18 protein-coding genes are annotated in these 14,737 nt (G+C 38.5%); 14 read left to right on the top strand and 4 right to left on the bottom strand.

Features of this window, described 5'->3' with window-relative positions; all coding sequences use genetic code 11:
• Positions 1-7: 7 nt before the first annotated feature.
• Positions 8-1,195 (top strand): elongation factor Tu, encoded by a 1,188-nt coding sequence (gene tuf / locus ACIFOT_RS21775; protein WP_430067722.1) that lies wholly within the window; start codon positions 8-10, stop codon positions 1,193-1,195.
• 68 nt (positions 1,196-1,263) lie between these two features.
• Here the strand turns inward: tuf and ACIFOT_RS21770 are convergent, their stop codons facing one another.
• From ACIFOT_RS21770 to ACIFOT_RS21760, 3 genes are all read right to left on the bottom strand, one after another.
• Positions 1,264-2,355, bottom strand: coding sequence for a GerAB/ArcD/ProY family transporter (locus ACIFOT_RS21770; RefSeq protein ID WP_430067719.1), 1,092 nt, complete (start codon positions 2,353-2,355; stop codon positions 1,264-1,266).
• A 51-nt stretch (positions 2,356-2,406) separates the two neighbouring features.
• Positions 2,407-3,609, bottom strand: coding sequence for a Ger(x)C family spore germination protein (locus ACIFOT_RS21765; RefSeq protein WP_430067716.1), 1,203 nt, complete (start codon positions 3,607-3,609; stop codon positions 2,407-2,409).
• Positions 3,610-3,672: 63 nt separating this feature from the next.
• Positions 3,673-4,875 (bottom strand): Ger(x)C family spore germination protein, encoded by a 1,203-nt coding sequence (locus ACIFOT_RS21760; RefSeq protein WP_430067714.1) that lies wholly within the window; start codon positions 4,873-4,875, stop codon positions 3,673-3,675.
• 219 nt (positions 4,876-5,094) lie between these two features.
• On the opposite strand from ACIFOT_RS21760, the gene ACIFOT_RS21755 reads away from it, so the two are divergent.
• Both ACIFOT_RS21755 and ACIFOT_RS21750 read left to right on the top strand, forming a co-directional pair.
• Entirely contained in the window at positions 5,095-5,328 is a 234-nt protein-coding gene (locus ACIFOT_RS21755; protein WP_430067712.1) for a hypothetical protein, read from the top strand.
• Between the two features lie 14 nt (positions 5,329-5,342).
• Positions 5,343-6,476 carry a GerAB/ArcD/ProY family transporter gene (locus ACIFOT_RS21750; protein ID WP_430067709.1) on the top strand — a complete coding sequence of 378 codons (1,134 nt, stop codon included), beginning with the start codon at positions 5,343-5,345 and terminating at the stop codon, positions 6,474-6,476.
• A 70-nt stretch (positions 6,477-6,546) separates the two neighbouring features.
• On the opposite strand, the gene ACIFOT_RS21745 is transcribed toward ACIFOT_RS21750, so the two are convergent.
• Positions 6,547-8,124 carry a spore germination protein gene (locus tag ACIFOT_RS21745; protein ID WP_430067803.1) on the bottom strand — a complete coding sequence of 526 codons (1,578 nt, stop codon included), beginning with the start codon at positions 8,122-8,124 and terminating at the stop codon, positions 6,547-6,549.
• 229 nt (positions 8,125-8,353) lie between these two features.
• Between ACIFOT_RS21745 and ACIFOT_RS21740 the strand changes: the two genes are divergently transcribed.
• From ACIFOT_RS21740 to rpmC, 11 genes are all read left to right on the top strand, one after another.
• Positions 8,354-9,469: a GerAB/ArcD/ProY family transporter gene (locus ACIFOT_RS21740; protein ID WP_430067707.1), complete on the top strand. Its 1,116-nt coding sequence runs from the start codon at positions 8,354-8,356 to the stop codon at positions 9,467-9,469.
• 506 nt (positions 9,470-9,975) lie between these two features.
• A complete protein-coding gene (gene rpsJ / locus ACIFOT_RS21735; protein WP_007085291.1) occupies positions 9,976-10,284 on the top strand; it encodes a 30S ribosomal protein S10 in 309 nt (102 codons plus the stop codon).
• 39 nt (positions 10,285-10,323) lie between these two features.
• Positions 10,324-10,950, top strand: a complete 627-nt coding sequence (gene rplC / locus ACIFOT_RS21730) for a 50S ribosomal protein L3 (RefSeq protein ID WP_430067704.1) — start codon at positions 10,324-10,326, stop codon at positions 10,948-10,950.
• A gap of 29 nt (positions 10,951-10,979) precedes the next feature.
• On the top strand, positions 10,980-11,603 hold the full coding sequence (rplD, locus tag ACIFOT_RS21725) for a 50S ribosomal protein L4 (protein ID WP_430067701.1): 624 nt from the start codon (positions 10,980-10,982) through the stop codon (positions 11,601-11,603).
• The gene (gene rplW / locus ACIFOT_RS21720; protein WP_430067699.1) at positions 11,603-11,887 is read left to right on the top strand and encodes a 50S ribosomal protein L23; all 285 of its coding nucleotides are present in this window, start codon (positions 11,603-11,605) and stop codon (positions 11,885-11,887) included. Before rplD ends, rplW begins: the two co-directional genes overlap by 1 nt.
• A gap of 27 nt (positions 11,888-11,914) precedes the next feature.
• Positions 11,915-12,745, top strand: coding sequence for a 50S ribosomal protein L2 (gene rplB / locus ACIFOT_RS21715; RefSeq protein WP_430067696.1), 831 nt, complete (start codon positions 11,915-11,917; stop codon positions 12,743-12,745).
• A gap of 60 nt (positions 12,746-12,805) precedes the next feature.
• Positions 12,806-13,084 (top strand): 30S ribosomal protein S19, encoded by a 279-nt coding sequence (gene rpsS / locus ACIFOT_RS21710; RefSeq protein WP_040203241.1) that lies wholly within the window; start codon positions 12,806-12,808, stop codon positions 13,082-13,084.
• 17 nt (positions 13,085-13,101) lie between these two features.
• Positions 13,102-13,443, top strand: a complete 342-nt coding sequence (gene rplV, locus ACIFOT_RS21705; protein ID WP_098533214.1) for a 50S ribosomal protein L22 — start codon at positions 13,102-13,104, stop codon at positions 13,441-13,443.
• Between the two features lie 3 nt (positions 13,444-13,446).
• Positions 13,447-14,103, top strand: a complete 657-nt coding sequence (rpsC, locus tag ACIFOT_RS21700; protein WP_289989307.1) for a 30S ribosomal protein S3 — start codon at positions 13,447-13,449, stop codon at positions 14,101-14,103.
• 2 nt (positions 14,104-14,105) lie between these two features.
• Entirely contained in the window at positions 14,106-14,540 is a 435-nt protein-coding gene (rplP, locus tag ACIFOT_RS21695) for a 50S ribosomal protein L16 (protein ID WP_430067691.1), read from the top strand.
• Positions 14,530-14,730 carry a 50S ribosomal protein L29 gene (gene rpmC / locus ACIFOT_RS21690; protein ID WP_007085282.1) on the top strand — a complete coding sequence of 67 codons (201 nt, stop codon included), beginning with the start codon at positions 14,530-14,532 and terminating at the stop codon, positions 14,728-14,730. Before rplP ends, rpmC begins: the two co-directional genes overlap by 11 nt.
• Positions 14,731-14,737: the final 7 nt, after the last annotated feature.

Genomic DNA, 14,737 nt, shown 5'->3' with positions numbered 1-14,737 from the left:
TTTCCTAATGGGTAAAGCTAAATTCGACCGTTCAAAGCCACACGTAAATATCGGAACAATTGGTCACGTTGACCACGGTAAAACTACTCTAACTGCTGCAATCACTTCTGTTCTTGCTAAATCTGGTAAAGCAGAAGCTCGCGCATACGATCAAATCGACGGTGCTCCTGAAGAAAGAGAACGTGGTATCACAATCTCTACTGCTCACGTTGAGTATGAAACAGATCTTCGTCACTATGCACACGTAGACTGCCCAGGACACGCTGACTATGTTAAAAACATGATCACTGGTGCTGCGCAAATGGACGGCGGTATCCTAGTTGTTTCTGCAACTGACGGCCCAATGCCACAAACTCGTGAGCACATCCTTCTTTCTCGTCAGGTAGGCGTACCTTACCTTGTTGTATTCATGAACAAGTGTGATATGGTTGACGACGAAGAACTTCTTGAATTAGTAGAAATGGAAATTCGTGATCTATTATCAGAATACGATTTCCCTGGCGATGACACTCCAGTTATCAAAGGTTCTGCTCTAAAAGCATTAGAAGGCGACGCTGCTTGGGAAGAAAAAATCTTTGAACTTATGACTGCTGTTGACGAGTTCATCCCAACTCCTGCTCGTGACACTGACAAGCCTTTCATGATGCCAGTTGAGGATGTATTCTCAATCACTGGTCGTGGAACAGTTGCTACAGGACGTGTTGAGCGTGGTGTAGTTAAAGTTGGTGACGTAGTTGAAATCGTAGGTTTCACTGAAGAGCCAAAATCTACTACTGTAACAGGTGTAGAAATGTTCCGTAAGCTTCTTGACTTTGCTGAAGCTGGTGACAACATTGGTGCCCTTCTTCGTGGTGTTGCTCGTGAAGAAATCGAACGTGGACAAGTTTTGGCTAAGCCAAAATCAATCACTCCACACACAAAGTTCAAAGCACAAGTTTACGTTTTAACAAAAGAAGAAGGTGGACGTCATACTCCATTCTTCACTAACTACCGTCCACAATTCTATTTCCGTACTTCTGATATTACTGGTATTTGTAACCTTCCAGAAGGTACTGAAATGGTTATGCCTGGCGACCACATCGAAATGACTGTTGAGCTAATCGCTCCAGTTGCGATCGAAGAAGGAACTAAGTTCTCTATTCGTGAAGGTGGCCGTACAGTAGGTTCAGGTTCAATCACTGAAATCACTGAGTAATCAATATATGTAAAAGCAGATGGATGACGATCCATCTGCTTTTTTTTATTTGTCAATAAACAAAATCGTCAATAGCTGCCCTTTTTTCTTGTCTTACTTACTATTAATAATAATAATGGGATAAAGAGTCCAAAAGGGAGAGAAAAAGAGGTCCACCATTCAGCTTGTTTATTAGATTCAACTATATTCTTATTTATAATGAGAGAGAGAACAAGCGTAATTAACCCTAATGGAAATGTTAAACATTTATATTCCTTTAGTTCTAGAATTTGACCCATACATATAATGGAGGCATAAAAATAAAGTGTGATTTTAATATATATGGTAATGAACCAAATGAAGGCCATGACGGCCTCTATGCGCTGCCAAAAGCCGCCAATATTGATTTTTAGTGCCAGAGCATAGGTTACGAATTCCATATTCTCAGAAAAATAAGTACCGAGGCACAAAATACTAAGCAAAGTAACGATTGTTAAAACACTTCCACCAATTATTGTTCCAAGCAAAAAGGATTTTTTTGCTTTTATCGATTGGTTTACTGCAGGGAAGACCATTAAGAACAGCACTAATTGCAAATAAGGTGTCCCAAGGGATTTCACAGCAGCACTAATTACGGGTTTCATCCCATTGTCTAATATGGGCTGAAGCTGCTGAAATTGAATCATCGGAAAAATCGATATGATAAAGATAAGAAAAAGTAAAAAAATGATAGGAAAGAAAATTTCTATCGCTCGAGAAAAGGTTTCTAGTCCGTATCGGATGCTCATAATCATTATGACGATTAAAAGAATATGAAGTGGTAAAATTGGCGTATCCGGGAGAATTTGTATGATTACAAAGTCACCGATTTGTCTTATGAATACAGCAAGGCTAAGAAAGAAATAAATGAAATACAACAAGGATACGAATTTTCCAAGCCATTTCCCTAATATTTTTTCGTTATATTCAGCTAGGTTCATCGTCGGAAATCTACTTCCTAGTAAATTGAACAATGACACCAGTAATAGCCCAAGCCCGACGACAATAATATTAGCAAGCCAAGCATCCTGTTTCGCACTATGTACAAGACCTGAGGGGACATACAGAACGCTTCCGCCCACAATAAAACATGCAATCATTATTGTAAATTGATGAGGTGAAATTTTACCATTCTCAAGCATGCTTGTTCCTCACTTTTTCCATAAAACCATATTTAATATGATTGGGAAGATCTATTTATATTTCATTTCATGAAGTGGAGAATTATTGATTGTACCCGTTTGACGAATATTCATATCCACCTTAACGGAAACCGGCATCTGTGAATACAATTGCTCCCATTCCTTTTTATGTTTTTTCCAATAATCAGGTTCAGAGCGATAAAGTGCTTCACCGAAACCGAAAATATCAGTTCGAAAGTCTTTTTGAGTATGTTGTATCGTCGATTTAATAATTTTTGTAATTGCCTTTTCTGATTCCTTTTCTAAATAGGGAATCGATTTTGGATCTGTTAAATCCAAGCTTTGACAATCAACTTCCGCGACATTTCCTTGTATTTTAATGTTAATAGAACCGTGCGGACGGCCCTTAATAATTGCGGAATTTAATTTGGATTTTGTTTTGACCACCTCAAGGACCACTTTTCCGCCTTGCGGACATTTTACAAAGCCTACACTGCTCTTCACCTTGCCCAAGGCATAATGAACCGCTTTACTTTCTCTTTCATTCATCCAGCCAATCAGTTTATCATGTTTAAAGACTGCCAGCCCTTTATATCGCAGTGAGGTTTTAGGACTTGTCTGATCTACATTCTTATTACTTTCACCTGCTTGTACAGGTCCCTTAATTTCTATACCAGTTAATATAGGATTATTTCCTTCACTCACCATGTTAGAAACAAGTTTATCTATTGTTACACCTTCGGTAGGGGACCATGCTTTTGCTGATACCTCGAGCGAAGCAAATAAACTATTAGCTGGTATTTTTTCTAATGGGGTTAATACTTTTAAAACATCAGCTGCCTTTGAATTCTTGGATACTGCTATATAAAAATCATCCCGCACCTCTGAATTCCTAATTAGTGCGTCAATCATTTCGCCAATACCTTCTTTTGCTAAATCTTCACCGAAGACCAGAATTCGTAAATGGGCGAAATAAAGCTTTCTTGGGGCAACAGTGGTTATTTTTCTAACTGCTTCAAATAATGTTTCTCCCTTACTTTGATAAACAATCACAGGCGCTTTTCCACTGCCTCCTTTCTTAGAGGCAATTTCACTTGGATTTACCACTTGAGCCGTGATAATATATTGCTCTTTTTCTTTATCAATCCCCAACCCTAATAAAATGGACAGCTCATTTAATTCTCTTTTGTTCCAGCAGCCAGTGAGGAGGATAACAGAGCTGAATAATATGATCATTAGGATTTTTCGTTTCATTTCAAGCCTCCAATCCGATGCCTTTATTCACGAGTCCATTGATCGTTGAGATAGTAAAGCTGGTTAGTCCTTAATTTTATTGAGAGGGGAGTTTTTAATTTTTCCTAAGTTATGTATTTTTACCTTTACTTCTATTTCTACCGGCAATTTTTCAAAGATTTGCATCCAATCCTTCTTAATCAAATGCCAATAATCAGGGTTGGAACGATGCGCGGCTTCACCAAAACCAAATGGGTCTATTTTAAATTTTCTTTGTGCTGCATTTATAGACTTGTAAATGGTATGTTCAATACTTTGCTTTGTTTTTCTCTCTAAAAAACTTATAGTTTCTGGTTTGGTTAATTCGAGTGTCTTACACTGGACATTTCGAACATTACCTTCTGTGGCAATTTTTATGATTCCTTTTGGCTTATGACCTGATATCTCTGTTTTTAATTCTGATTTTGTATGAATCATTTCAATAGCAGTTATACCTTTTTGAGGGCATGGAATGGTTACAACAGTATTTGTAACATTCCCTAAAGCATAGTTGAGACCTTTGCTTTCTTCTTCTGATAACCAGCCAATAAATTTATCCTTTCTAAATACTCCAATTGAATCATATTTTAGGAATGCATTAGGCTTAGTTTGCTGTGTGTTTTCCAATTTTTCTCCATCTTTAACACTTCCAATTAACTTAATTCCAGTTAATTTGGCACTAATGCCCTCACTAATAATATCGTAAATCAATTGATCCATCGTAATTTGCATGGTTGTTGCCCATGCTTCCTCCGAAGACAGAAGTGATTCAAATACTTGTTGAACAGGTATTCTTTCCATAGTAGTTACAATTTTTAAGATATCGCCTGCTTTTTTATTTTTAGCTACAACAATATAAAAATCAGTTCGCATTTCTGGATCCCTTGATAAAAAGTCTAACGATTTTGCAATTCCTTTTTTGGCAAATTCCTCTCCTAAAAGAAGAAGCCGAAGATGGGAGAAATATAATTTTCGTGGTGAAACCGTGGTAATTCTTCTGATTGCCTCAAACAACGTATTTCCTTTTTCTTGATAAACGACCACGGGTGATTTTCCACCGCCGCCTTGCGATTCCGCTATTTCTCCAGGGTTTACCACTTGTACAGTCACAATAAATTTTCCGTCCTCAATATCAATCCCCATTCCAACCACAATGGCCAATTCGTTTAATTCTTTTCGGTTCCAACATGAAGTCAGAAGGGAAAGAGAGCATATTGAAATGATGATTAAAAGGAATTTTCGGTTCATGCCATTACTCCTTTTAGAATAAAAACTAGTTATATACTCCCCAAAATATGGCTTTTTAAGCAATGAAAAAAGCAATTAAAGTTGTAATTCGTGAAGGTTCGACAAAAATCAGCCGAAGGTAAGAATGGGACTGTAGAGAATTGGATATTTTATCTAGTAATTAAGAAAAGAGAATAGGAAAATTTTGTGATGAAATTTGAATAGAGGGAGCATTTGCAGATGCTGGGTTTTGCAGGAACAGTTGTTGCAGCACTAATAATGATTGCTTTTGAAATTCCTTACTTGAGGAAAAAGAAGTTAACGAAAGAATTATGGGTATTTTCTTTCTTAATGCTGTTTGCTGTAGGATTAGGCATTGCCAAAAGTTTAAATTGGCCCATTCCGAATCCGCTTGATGGAATAAGGACTGTTTTGCAGCCATTTAGTGATTTTATATACGGAATGCTGAAATAGGTATGGTGAAGAATATGCTGAGAACGGTTAAAATTAGTGCACGGCAATTCGCAATATTAGTCATTCTATTTTCTGTAGGTACTACTATATTAGTGATTCCTGGAATTCTTGCACATGAGGTAAAACAAGATGCGTGGATAGCAGCATTACTCGGTACAGTCATTGGTTTATTGATAGTGGCTTTACACATCGCAATAGGGAGGAAGTTCCCGACGATGACTCTGGTTGAAATCATTGAAATACTTCTAGGCAAATGGTTAGGGAAGGCCGTTTCTCTAACCTTTGTTTTCTATTCATTTATCGGCGCAACAGAGTTATTGTATTATGTTGGGTCATTCTTGACCACACAGCTTATTAAGGAAACACCTCCTGCTGCAATCCATATTATATTCGCGGGTATCTTAGTGATGGGAATTCGTCTTGGTCTGGAAACAGTAGCCCGTTCAGCAGAATTGTTATTTCCTTTATTTATTTTTTTCTTTATATTAATAATGGTTTCTGTATTAGTAACTCCTGAATTATGGAAGATTGATAACCTGCAGCCTATATTGAAAACAGGAATAAAACCGATGATACGGGCTGTTTTTCTTTTTTCCAGTGTTTTCGCCTTGCCATTGATTGTTTTTTTAATGGTTTTTCCTATCTCAGTGACTCAACCTAAGGAAGCAGAGAAAAAATTTTTTAGTGCCATTGTGATAGGCGGTGTATGTTTATTTATCCTCATCACTTTAACTATTTTAGTTGTAGGTCCAGAAACTAGTTCCAGACAGTTGTATCCAAGCTATACTTTAGCCAGGAGGTTAAAAGTAGGGGGTTTTTTGCAGCGAATCGAAGCTATATTAGCCATCATGTGGGAAATAACGATCTTTTTTAAGATGACGATTTATTTTTACGCCTCCATAACAGGCTTGGTACAAACCATGAACATAAAAGATTATCGACCGCTTGTAATACCGTTAGGGATGATTATGGTCACCCTTTCTTTGGTTTCACATCCTAATGTTATCCATTCTGCCAAATTTGACTATAATATTTGGCCCATTTACTCTTTAACATATGGACTTGTTCTTCCTTTACTCCTATTAGTTGTCTATGCAATCAGAAAAATAATAAATCTTGATAAAAAACTGTTTGTAAAAAATGAGTAGAAGCTGCCTTTATGGAAAAAAGGCAGCTTCTACTCATTTTATTATCATTAATCCAATTCGTTTTGGGAACTTATTTTGGATCCGGTTTTGGGGCAGGGGTGTCTTCACGTGTTATATTCGTCTGACTAATTAAACGAGGTCGTGAAAACATGGCCCATCTTGGAAAACGGAAAACAGCATCCTTTTGATCATCTTTAATAAAAGGGCCGAACGGAGCCATATAAGGTATACCAAATGAACGTAAACTGCACATATGAAGAATTAACGCAATCAATCCAACAATGATGCCGAATAAACCAAATGATGCAGCAATCCCCATGAAAGGAAAGCGTAACATCCTGATTGAAATGGCTAATTCATAATTACTAACTATAAAACTTGAAATGGCGGTAATGGCGACAACGATTACCATTGCTGCTGACACAAATCCGGCTTCGACAGCTGCTGAGCCAATGACCAGTGTCCCAACGATGGATACCGCCTGGCCAATCGCTTTTGGCATTCTTAGCCCTGCTTCACGTAAGATTTCAAAGCTGACTTCCATCGCAAGGGCTTCAATAAAGGCTGGAAAAGGAACACCTTCCCGCTGGGCAGCAAGAGTAATAAGTAATTGCGTGGGCAGCATTTCTTGATGGAAGGTTGTAATCGCAATATAAAACGAGGGTGCTAACAATGCAATTAAAAAACCGACATATCGCAGGAAACGAAGAAGCGTTGTAATATCTGCCCGGTTATAATAATCCTCTGGGGACTGTAAAAATTGTGCGAATATGACAGGAACTGTAATGACAAAGGGTGTTCCATCAACTAGGATTGCAATGCGGCCCTCTAATAAATCGGCAGCAATGGCATCTGGCCGTTCTGAATGATACATGGTAGGAAAAGGGGACCATTTTGCATCCTGAATTAATTCTTCGATATAACCGGTTTCTAAAATACTGTCAATCTTTATTCGATCGAGTCTTCTACGTACTTCTTCTATAATCTTATCATTTGCAATACCCTTGATATACATAATCGAGACGTTTGTTTTAGATACTTTTCCAATTTTTCTGGATTCAATCCATAGGTTATGGTCTCTAATCTTTCTTCTTAGTAAAGCAGTGTTGACTCGTATATTTTCTGTAAATCCCTCTCGTGGCCCCCTGATAGTCGTTTCTGTTGTAGGCTCCTCAACAGACCGTTCTTTTCCGCCTTTCATCTCAACTGCGAAACCTTGGCAATATCCTTCAAACAAAAGAATTACTTTCCCATTTAGAAGAGAATCGAGCAGATTATTAAAATCACTTATATCCTGAATGTCTCCGACCGTTAAAACCATTTCTTTTAAATAGTGTAAAAGGTTTGAACCAGTGACTGATTCTGATTCTAGATCGGTTGTTCGCCAATCAAACATTAACGATTCCATGATGAAGTTTTGGGCGGATTGACTATCTATCAAACCGTCGGTAAAAATGATACAAGCTCTAATCCTGCCTTCCTTGCCTATTCTGATTTCCCGCATAATAATGTCGTTGCTGTTTCCGAACAAATCTTTAATTCTTTGGAGGTTATAAGTTAAACTCGATTCTAAAGGTTCGCTTTTTTCTTCGGTTAGTTTGGTTTGAATCGTTTGTTCAGAAGCTTTTTTTTGTAAATCTTCCCACATGAATTTAATTGATTTTTTGTTTTTCATTTTGAAAAAATTCAAAGTTTTTCCCTCGTATTCCTGCTATTTTTAAGGTTATTATTTCCACTTAAGACAGGCGTATTCTATAAATACGGGGGCTTTAAATTTATGTATATATAGATGAAATAAAGTGGAGGTTTAATTTACCAGTAAAAAGTTAAAAATATTAAATGAAAATTTTCGTTTTAATGGGAAGGAATTTATATAAATGGAAAATGCGAAAATTGATTCAAAACAATTGTTTTCTCTTATGTTTCTATTTCAATTAGGAACCGGAATTGTGACAAGAATGGGGATGCAAGCGAAACAAGATGCTTGGATATCAATCACGCTTGGCATGCTTGGCGCACTCATTCTTTTTTTCTTTGTATACCTCCAAATATTCAAACGGTATCCAACCCTTCCTTTTACCGGTATTTTAATTAAAGTATTTAGCAAATATATCGGACTTCCATTAGGCATAGTATATATTTGCTATTTTACCTTTGTTGCCGCAGTCAATGCGCGTCATTTAGGAGATACAATGGGGACCTATATTTTACCGGAAACGCCAGTCTCTGTGATTATTTTAATCGGCCTGTTATTGGTTTCTTATGCTTGCTATTTAGGGATAGAAGTGGTGGGGAGGACGGCGGAGATCCTTGTTGATGCAATGGCTGTCTTTGGTGTAATTGGGAATTTAACGGTTATTGCTTCCGGGATTATCAAAATTAAAAACGTACAGCCTGTTTTAGAATTTGGCTGGCTTCCTGTTTTAAAACAGGCTGTACCCCTAACGTTGTTTTTCCCTTTTGGGGAAATTTTTCTTTTTCTCATGATTTTCCCTTACTTAAATAAGCCTGAATTGGTCAAAAGAACGGGCGTACTGTCCATTTTGTTAAGTGGGTTAGGTCTTTCGTGGACCTTTTTATTGATTATTAGTGTAATTGGTATTGGCGCCCAGGCTGTTGAAATCCCTTTGCTTTTGACAGTTGAAAAGATCAACGTTGGCCATATTATCCAGAGGATGGACTCCATTGTTGTTGGGACATTTGCGGTAGGATTTTTTATAAAAATTATTCTCTATGTCTATGCAGTTTTGATTGGGTTATCGGACATTTTCAAATTTAAAAGGTATCAGCCTTGGATTATCCCCGTAATTTCTCTCATTTTTATTTACTCATTGATTGGATCGAAAAATAAGATTGCCTATCAAGAATTTTTTTATTATAAAATGCCCTATTTCGTCGGGTTACCGCTTTTAGTGGGAATACCCTTCATTGCTCTAATAATGATTTTGATTCGAAGCTATTTTAGTAAATCACGAGCAAATATACCAAAGTAGCAAAAAAGCTAGGTAAAAAGAATAAATCATACATGTTTTTAAATTGGTTGCTGTAATTAGCTGCTCCATTGATTGGTTCAATCTTGATATGCGTCTGTTTACTATTATTTGCTCACATGGAGTTGATGCTTTTTTTTTAAACATAAGGTGAATCAGGGATTGAGTTTTATGTTGAAATCAGTTTCTTCTATTATATATGTACGAATTGAATTGATTAAATATTTGGAGTAATAAATTAGGAGAATATTGGAGATTTAATTTAGGGATTGAAATTGAAAATGTCAGCCGCTATAATTAAAAAAGTGTTCAGCACAGAAAGCATAAAAAAAATCGTAATATATGTTGCGTTTGCTTTATGTTTTATGTATAATAGACAATGTTGGTCTTTGACTGCGATGAGGTGGAAGGTTGCTGACACACCCGGCCGCTTTGCCATGGCGAGTGTGTGGGAAATTTTCACTGAGAACTGTCTATTTCGAAAATAGGCGAATAAAGGAGGGAAAATAATGGCAAAACAAAAAATTCGTATCCGCTTAAAAGCATATGATCACAGAATCCTTGATCAATCTGCAGAAAAAATCGTTGAAACAGCAAAACGTTCAGGTGCGGCAGTTTCAGGTCCGATTCCGCTTCCAACTGAAAAATCCGTTTACACAATTCTTCGTGCGGTTCATAAGTACAAAGATTCTCGTGAGCAGTTCGAAATGCGGACACATAAGCGTCTAATCGACATCGTTAACCCAACTCCACAAACAGTTGATGCGTTAATGCGTTTAGATTTACCATCTGGTGTAGATATCGAAATCAAACTTTAATCAAAATAAATGAACAAATTTACAGGAGGTGTGACTTAAATGACCAAAGGAATCTTAGGAAGAAAGATTGGTATGACTCAAGTATTTGCTAGTAACGGCAACTTAATCCCTGTAACTGTAGTTGAGGCAGCTGCTAACGTAGTTCTTCAAAAGAAATCAGTTGAAATTGACGGATATACTGCAGTTCAAGTTGGTTTTGAAGATAAGCGTGAGAAGTTAACTAACAAACCAGAAAAAGGCCATGTTGCTAAAGCAAATACTGCTCCTAAGCGCTTCGTTCGCGAATTCCGCGGAGACGACTTAGCAGCACTTGAAGTTGGTCAAGAAGTCAAAGTTGATATTTTCGCTGCAGGCGATATTGTAGATGTAACAGGAATCTCAAAGGGTAAAGGTTTCCAAGGCTCAATCAAGCGCCACGGACAATCACGCGGCCCAATGGCTCACGGTTCACGTTACCACCGTCGTCCTGGTTCAATGGGACCTGTTGCTCCAAACCGTGTATTCAAAGGTAAATTATTACCTGGACGTATGGGTGGAGAACAAGTTACTGTACAAAACCTTGAAATTGTTAAGGTTGACGTTGAGCGTAACCTATTATTGATCAAAGGTAATGTTCCAGGAGCTAGAAAAGCATTATTAAAAATTAAAGGTGCGGTAAAAGCATAGTCACTTTATAAGAAAGGAGGAACAAAGGAATGCCAAAAGTAGCATTATTAAACCAAAACGGATCACAAGTTGGTGATATCGAGCTTAATGAATCAGTTTTTGGTATTGAGCCTAACCAGCACGTATTATTCGAAGCGATTGTTATGCAACGTGCTTCATTACGTCAAGGTACTCATAAAACTAAAATTCGTTCTGAAGTTGCAGGCGGTGGCCGCAAGCCATGGCGTCAAAAAGGAACTGGCCGTGCTCGTCAAGGGTCAATCCGTTCTCCACAATGGCGCGGAGGTGGTACTGTATTTGGTCCAACACCACGCAGCTACAGCTATAAATTACCTAAGAAGGTTCGTCGCTTAGCAATCAAATCTGCATTATCTTCTAAAGTATTAGAAGAAAATATCTTAGTATTAGAAAGCCTAGCGTTCGAAGCTCCAAAAACAAAAGATTTCAAAGCTGTTTTAAACGGTCTTTCTGTTGAGAAAAAAGCACTTATTGTTACAGCTAACCTAGATGAAAATGTAGCGCTTTCTGCTCGCAACATTCCTGGTGTAACAGTAGTAACAGCTGATGGAATCAACGTATTAGATGTTGTAAACCATGATCAATTAATCATGACTAAAGCAGCGGTTGAAAAAGTAGAGGAGGTGCTTGCATAATGGATGCACGCGATATCATTAAGCGCCCCGTTATCACTGAGCGTTCTACTGACCTAATGGCTGAAAAGAAATATACGTTCGAAGTTGATGTGAGAGCTAACAAAACACAAGTTAAAGATGCTATTGTAGAAATCTTTGGCGTTGATGTTGAGAAAGTTAACATCATGAACTATAAAGGTAAATTCAAGCGTATGGGTAAATTCGGCGGTTACACAAACAAGCGTCGTAAAGCAATCGTAAAATTAACAGCTGACAGCAAAGAAATCGAATTCTTTGAAAGCTAAAAACTAACAAGAAGAGGAGGGAATAAAATGGCGATTAAAAAGTACAAACCTACCTCCAATGGTCGTCGCGGAATGACTAGCTCTGATTTTGCTGAAATCACAACTAGCACTCCAGAAAAATCTCTATTAGCTCCATTAACGAGAAAAGGCGGCCGTAATAACCAAGGTAAGTTAACTGTTCGTCATCAAGGTGGCGGCCATAAGCGTCAATATCGTTTAATCGATTTTAAGCGTAACAAAGATGGCATTCCAGGACGCGTTGCCACAATTGAGTATGATCCAAACCGTTCTGCAAATATTGCATTAATCAATTATGTTGATGGAGAAAAGCGTTATATCTTAGCTCCTAAAAACCTTCAAGTTGGCATGGAAGTAATGTCTGGCCCAGAGGCGGATATTAAAGTGGGTAACGCTCTTCCACTAGCTAACATCCCTGTTGGTACAGTTGTACACAACATCGAATTAAAGCCTGGTAAAGGCGGACAATTAGTTCGTTCTGCTGGAACTAGCGCACAAGTACTTGGTAAAGAAGGCAAGTATGTTCTTGTACGTTTGACTTCTGGGGAAGTTCGTATGATTCTTGCTGAGTGCCGTGCATCTATCGGTCAAGTAGGTAACGAACAACACGAACTTATTAAGATTGGTAAAGCAGGTCGTTCTCGCTGGTTAGGCAAGCGCCCAACTGTACGTGGATCTGTAATGAACCCTAACGATCACCCACACGGTGGTGGTGAAGGACGTTCGCCTATCGGACGTAAGTCACCAATGACTCCATGGGGTAAACCAACTCTTGGATACAAAACTCGTAAGAAGAAAAACAAATCAGATAAATTTATCGTACGTCGTCGCAAAAAATAACGTGTCTCTACTACGGTTCAAAGATAGAACCGTAGAACAGTCACGAAGGGAGGTACCTTCATGGGTCGCAGCTTAAAAAAAGGACCATTCGTTGATGATCATTTAATGGTTAAGGTCGAAAAGTTAAATGAAACTGAGAGCAAACAAGTTGTTAAGACTTGGTCTCGCCGTTCTACGATCTTCCCACAATTTATCGGCCACACAATCGCAGTTTATGATGGTCGCAAACATGTGCCTGTATATGTTACTGAAGACATGGTAGGTCACAAGCTTGGAGAATTCGCTCCAACACGTGCTTACAAAGGGCATGGCAATGATGACAAGAAAACAAGACGTTAAGAGAGGAGGGCATCCAAATGCAAGCTAAAGCTGTTGCAAGAACAGTTCGTATTGCTCCTCGTAAAGCACGTTTAGTCGTTGATTTAATCCGAGGAAAGCAAGTTGGTGAAGCTGTGGCGATTTTAAATCTCACTCCTAAGGCTGCTTCTCCAATCGTTGAAAAAGTTTTAAAATCTGCTATGGCAAACGCTGAGCACAACTATGAAATGGACGTAAACAATCTAGTTGTTGCGCAAGCATTTGTTGACGAAGGACCAACATTAAAACGTTTCCGTCCTCGCGCAATGGGCCGTGCAAGCCAAATTAACAAACGCACAAGCCATATTACAATCGTTTTAACAGAAAAGAAGGAGGGATAAGCTGTGGGTCAAAAAGTAAATCCAGTCGGTTTGCGTATCGGAATCATCCGTGATTGGGAATCTAAGTGGTACGCAGGTAAAGACTTCGCTGATCTTTTACACGAAGACCTTAAAGTTCGTGAGTATATCACGAAGCGTTTAAAAGATGCTTCTGTTTCTAAAGTAGAAATCGAACGTGCTGCTAACCGTGTTAACGTAACAGTTCATACAGCTAAGCCTGGTATGGTTATCGGTAAAGGCGGTACTGAAGTTGAAGCACTTCGTAAAGCATTAAATCAACTTACTGGCAAACGTGTTCACATCAATATCCTTGAAATCAAGAGAGCTGATCTGGATGCGAAATTAGTTGCTGAAAATATTGCTCGTCAATTAGAAAATCGTGTATCTTTCCGTCGTGCACAAAAGCAAGTTATTCAACGTGCAATGCGCGCTGGTGCGAAAGGTATTAAAACAATGGTATCTGGTCGTCTTGGCGGCGCTGATATCGCTCGTTCTGAACATTATAGCGAAGGAACTGTTCCACTTCATACACTTCGCGCTGATATCGACTATGCTACAGCTGAAGCGGATACTACTTACGGTAAGCTAGGCGTAAAAGTATGGATCTATAAGGGAGAAGTCCTTCCTACTAAGAAGAAAAATGCGGAAGGAGGCAAATAATAATGTTATTGCCAAAACGCGTAAAATATCGCCGTCAACACCGTGGTAATATGCGTGGTAACGCAAAAGGCGGCACTGAAGTAACTTTCGGTGAATTCGGTCTACAAGCTATGGAAGCTTCATGGATCACAAACCGTCAAATCGAAGCTGCCCGTATTGCTATGACACGTTACATGAAACGTGGCGGTAAAGTTTGGATTAAAATCTTCCCACATAAGCCTTACACTGCTAAGCCTCTAGAAGTGCGGATGGGTTCCGGTAAAGGTTCTCCTGAAGGATGGGTAGCTGTTGTAAAGCCTGGAAAAATCATGTTCGAAATTGCGGGTGTTTCTGAAGAAATCGCACGTGAAGCACTTCGTCTTGCAATGCACAAGCTTCCAGTAAAATGTAAGTTTGTAAAACGAGAAGAAATTGGTGGTGAATCAAGTGAAAGCTAATGAACTTCGTGACCTTACCACTGCTGAAATTGAACAAAAAGTAAAATCTCTTAAAGAAGAGCTTTTCAACCTACGCTTTCAATTGGCGACAGGACAACTAGAAAACACTGCTCGCATTCGTGAAGTACGCAAAGCGATTGCTCGTATGAAAACTGTTGTTCGTGAAAGAGAAATCAGCGTAAACAAGTAATCATTGA

It is taken from the genome of Neobacillus sp. NRS-1170 (genome assembly GCF_050468025.1).
The sequence above is the reverse complement of the archived record's forward strand: the minus strand, read 5'-3'. Positions and strand labels throughout refer to the sequence as shown.

What these genes read in the sequence shown, in the direction of transcription:
- rplC (WP_430067704.1), top strand. Translation starts at nt 10,324, where the DNA reads ATGACCAAAGGAATCTTAGGAAGAAAGATTGGTATGACTCAAGTATTT.
- rplD (WP_430067701.1), top strand. Translation starts at nt 10,980, where the DNA reads ATGCCAAAAGTAGCATTATTAAACCAAAACGGATCACAAGTTGGTGAT.
- ACIFOT_RS21740 (WP_430067707.1), top strand. Translation starts at nt 8,354, where the DNA reads ATGGAAAATGCGAAAATTGATTCAAAACAATTGTTTTCTCTTATGTTT.
- rplV (WP_098533214.1), top strand. Translation starts at nt 13,102, where the DNA reads ATGCAAGCTAAAGCTGTTGCAAGAACAGTTCGTATTGCTCCTCGTAAA.
- ACIFOT_RS21760 (WP_430067714.1), bottom strand. Translation starts at nt 4,875, where the DNA reads ATGAACCGAAAATTCCTTTTAATCATCATTTCAATATGCTCTCTTTCC.
- ACIFOT_RS21750 (WP_430067709.1), top strand. Translation starts at nt 5,343, where the DNA reads ATGCTGAGAACGGTTAAAATTAGTGCACGGCAATTCGCAATATTAGTC.
- ACIFOT_RS21770 (WP_430067719.1), bottom strand. Translation starts at nt 2,355, where the DNA reads ATGCTTGAGAATGGTAAAATTTCACCTCATCAATTTACAATAATGATT.
- ACIFOT_RS21765 (WP_430067716.1), bottom strand. Translation starts at nt 3,609, where the DNA reads ATGAAACGAAAAATCCTAATGATCATATTATTCAGCTCTGTTATCCTC.
- ACIFOT_RS21755 (WP_430067712.1), top strand. Translation starts at nt 5,095, where the DNA reads ATGCTGGGTTTTGCAGGAACAGTTGTTGCAGCACTAATAATGATTGCT.
- ACIFOT_RS21745 (WP_430067803.1), bottom strand. Translation starts at nt 8,124, where the DNA reads ATGTGGGAAGATTTACAAAAAAAAGCTTCTGAACAAACGATTCAAACC.
- rplW (WP_430067699.1), top strand. Translation starts at nt 11,603, where the DNA reads ATGGATGCACGCGATATCATTAAGCGCCCCGTTATCACTGAGCGTTCT.
- rplB (WP_430067696.1), top strand. Translation starts at nt 11,915, where the DNA reads ATGGCGATTAAAAAGTACAAACCTACCTCCAATGGTCGTCGCGGAATG.
- rplP (WP_430067691.1), top strand. Translation starts at nt 14,106, where the DNA reads ATGTTATTGCCAAAACGCGTAAAATATCGCCGTCAACACCGTGGTAAT.
- rpsS (WP_040203241.1), top strand. Translation starts at nt 12,806, where the DNA reads ATGGGTCGCAGCTTAAAAAAAGGACCATTCGTTGATGATCATTTAATG.
- rpsJ (WP_007085291.1), top strand. Translation starts at nt 9,976, where the DNA reads ATGGCAAAACAAAAAATTCGTATCCGCTTAAAAGCATATGATCACAGA.
- tuf (WP_430067722.1), top strand. Translation starts at nt 8, where the DNA reads ATGGGTAAAGCTAAATTCGACCGTTCAAAGCCACACGTAAATATCGGA.